This window comes from Aquibacillus sediminis (assembly GCF_005870085.1).
GTDB classification, from domain to species: Bacteria; Bacillota; Bacilli; order Bacillales; family Amphibacillaceae; genus Aquibacillus_E; species Aquibacillus_E sediminis.
In genome coordinates, this window is the sequence record NZ_SZNM01000074.1 from 1 (window position 1) to 706 (window position 706).

At 48.4% G+C, this 706-nt stretch carries 2 tRNA genes and 1 rRNA gene; all 3 read left to right on the forward strand.

Features of this window, described 5'->3' with window-relative positions:
• Nucleotides 1-191: 191 nt before the first annotated feature.
• Nucleotides 192-268, forward strand: a tRNA-Ile gene (locus FCI53_RS21225).
• 8 nt (nt 269-276) lie between these two features.
• Nucleotides 277-352, forward strand: a tRNA-Ala gene (locus FCI53_RS21230).
• 118 nt (nt 353-470) lie between these two features.
• A 23S ribosomal RNA gene (locus FCI53_RS21235) occupies nt 471-706 on the forward strand; the annotation flags it as partial.

Genomic DNA, 706 nt, shown 5'->3' on the forward strand with positions numbered 1-706 from the left:
GACCGTTTAGGTCCGACTGGATAAGCAAGGCGCCGTAATGTGTCATGAACTTGGACACATGGAGGTGAATTGCTTATAGCAGCGAGGACCTGGGAGCTGTAGCTGGACAGTTATAGGAATTCATACTTGGTTGTTTGGTTCAGTTTTGAGGGATCAAATCCTTCAATAAATTTCACACTCCTAAATTAGATGGGCCTGTAGCTCAGTTGGTTAGAGCGCACGCCTGATAAGCGTGAGGTCGGTGGTTCAAGTCCACTCAGGCCCACCATCTACATTGGGGCCTTAGCTCAGCTGGGAGAGCGCCTGCTTTGCACGCAGGAGGTCAGCGGTTCGATCCCGCTAGGCTCCACCAATACTAAAACTTGCACCTTGAAAACTAGATAAGAAAAATCAAGAGTGAAGGCTTAGTTGATAAGCTGGAACGAATGATGACAAGACATCAAACAAAACGTCTTTTTTACTGTAAATATAGTTAAGTGATTAAGGGCGCACGGTGGATGCCTTGGCACTAGGAGCCGATGAAGGACGGGACAAACACCGATATGTCTCGGGGAGCCGTACGTAGGCGTTGATCCGGGAATTTCCGAATGGGGAAACCCACTGCTCGTAATGGAGTAGGACTCCTTACTGAATACATAGGTAAGGAGAGGCAGACCCGGGGAACTGAAACATCTCAGTACCCGGAGGAAGAGAAAGCAAATGCGAT